Here is a 2544-nt window from a genome sequence, read left to right as displayed (position 1 = left end):
CCCTCGCCCAGCTCGCCGCGGCCTACCCCGACCGGATCAACCCCTACCTGTGACCACCCCGCTTACACAGACAAGTTGACACGCCCCCGGCGTATCGTCGCGTTCACGCACCAGCATCCCGAATGCCCCGCCCGCGTCGACCGCAGCAAGTTGTGCCCAGTCGCCGACCAGCAGCACCTTCGAGCCCATTTCTTGGGCGTGGGTGGTGATGGTGTCGAGGGCGAGGGTTCCTGCGAGGGATGCTTCATCAATGATGACGAGCTGACCGGCAGTGAGATTCCAATTGCCGTGGCGGTGTTCGTGGAGCCACTTCGCTGTGTTCTCCGTCGCCACACCCAGATCCTCGGCTAGTACTTCGGCTGCTGCAGCTGATGGTGCGAGCCCGATGACCGAGCCGTGGCCGTGGCGTCTCTCCCATGCCTGGCGAAGGGCTCGCATTGTGGTGGTCTTCCCTGTCCCTGCCGGACCGACCAACACGTCGAGGGTCCGGGCGGAGACGCCGATCTTCGCGATCACCCGCTCCTGATCCGGTGACAACACATGCCCGTCTCGGTTCTTCTTCCGCGCCGCGTGCTCGACCCACGTGAGCGGCACCGTCGGTCCACTCCTGTCGTTCGACGCGGCAAGCAGTCTGTCTTCGGCGGTGAGCACCTGTTCGGAGGAGAACACAGTTGAGGCTTTCGGGCGGAACACGCTGGATCCGTCCGCGCGGCGGAAGGTCGGCGGGCTCGACGCCATCTCCTGCGGAGTCAACCGCAGCGACACGCGTTCTGCGGCGTCGACGATCTGCTGGGTGACGTGATCGCGGTCAGTCGCGGACGCGAACCGGAGTCCCATCGTCTGCCGAACGGCCTCCGCGTGAAGGTTCCATCGTTTCCATGTCGCCCGCCGGTCCCCCACCCGCGCCACCACCACCTCGGCAACCTGATCAAGGTCATCGAGCGGGATGTCGTCCGCGCGCAGCAACGGCTCCTCCACGCTCCCTGCCAGCAGCATCGTGGCCCACGTCGGAGCATCCTCCCCGAGAAGCTCGGTCGCGCGACCTCGCCATTGGGCGGTGAGGTCGCTCAGCGAGTGATGCTGCTTCGGGGGTCGAGTCTCCAAGGTGGCTTGTTGTCGGAGCTGCCAAACCAGCTTCGGCGACGGCTGCCTCCCATGCTTGGTCATGTAGTCCGTGACGAGGCGGTCCTTGACCTGCTCGATGTCACGAGTGCGGGAAGAGAACTCATCCATCAGCTCCTGCGGCACCCCGGTGATCTCCCACGCCGTCGACCTGCCCTCGCCCCGCTCCCGAGCATCCCACCCCACCCTGAGCATCGCGGTGAGGCGATCGGAGAGAATGGCGTTGTAATACTCCGAAAGCCCCGTCACGGCGGCGTGGATGGCACGGGAATCGAGGGTCCGCCACTTCCCGTCATGGGCGGCCTGGACCCGGTTCGCGACCACCACATGCGTGTGGAGCTGGGGATCCGATGCTCTGGAGTCGTAGTGGTCGTACGCTGCCGCGATGACACCCTGGACTTCGACCTGGGCGACTGCGCCGCGCGGCCCTTTCGCGCCGATCCGGGTCATGGCAGCATCGCGCTCGAACAGCGCGATCACATCTTGGATCGCGGCGTGGTGCGCCTGGGCAATCAGTGCCTGTATCCCACCGTCAGCGACCGCCCAGAGCGTAGAGACGGACTTCGGGACCGAGAACGTCAGATCGAACCCCGCCACCGGTGCGCCCATCGGCTTCAAGGCTTCCTCTGCCTCGATCAACGAGACCTGAGCATCGCGCTCCTGTCCAGTAAGCCCGCCAGGAAGCTCCTCTAGACGACGCTCTAGCCGCTCCGCCGCAGTAGCGAACCTCCGATAGGGCCGACCGAGCTGCTCGCCCGTGTCCGGGTCTTGTCCGAATCCCATCAGACGCCGCAGCTGCTCCTCACTCACCGGGCCCCCGGCGGCGATGCCGCCAGAAAGACCGAGGACACCGGAGCCCAGCCAAAAACCGGGTGGCGTCCCCGACTCGAGGTAATACTTCGTCAGCGCGGAAGGGGCGTCACGGTCATCGTCACCGGTCACGACAGAGTTCAACAGGTACCGGTACCCGTCACCGGCAGTCATCACTCTGATCGACACCGTCATATCCGTGAGGTGCGAAACCCACGTCTCACCAGACTCCGCGGATGTCGGGCGTTGTGCGTCATAAGCAAGCCCACGTCTCACCAGCCGAAGGAGGTCCCCGCAATCACCACGGAGGAACAGCGCATCGCGGGCAGACCGAGCATCGGGCGGGACACACTCGTCGCTGCAGTCTGTGTCTGGCGCAGGCCAGGATGTGTCGGGCATCCCCGGCGAGCAGCGCCCAAACATCCCACCAGTGACCCGAGCGAGGTACCTCGCAGGGGCTCACCCTGCAGCCTGGACAGACAAGTCCACAACATCAGATTCCGTTCTACTGTCGCCGGCGGCGCTGGTTGGGGGGGTGCCTCTATGGTTTTCGTCAAGCCGCGAGAGCGACTGATGATGGTGCTGGCGGGGCGGTCGGATCTTGATACAGGG

General features: G+C 65.3%; 1 protein-coding gene. It reads right to left on the bottom strand.

All coding sequences use genetic code 11. The features are described from left to right. Nucleotides 1-36 precede the first annotated feature (36 nt). Entirely contained in the window at nt 37-2127 is a 2091-nt protein-coding gene (mobF, locus tag AUV08_RS10915; protein WP_231865129.1) for a MobF family relaxase, read from the bottom strand. Nucleotides 2128-2544: the final 417 nt, after the last annotated feature.

The organism is Micrococcus sp. CH7, from assembly GCF_001595485.1.
In the GTDB taxonomy this organism is placed as follows: Bacteria; Actinomycetota; Actinomycetes; order Actinomycetales; family Micrococcaceae; genus Micrococcus; species Micrococcus luteus.
This window is presented reverse-complemented; position numbering and strand designations above follow the sequence as displayed.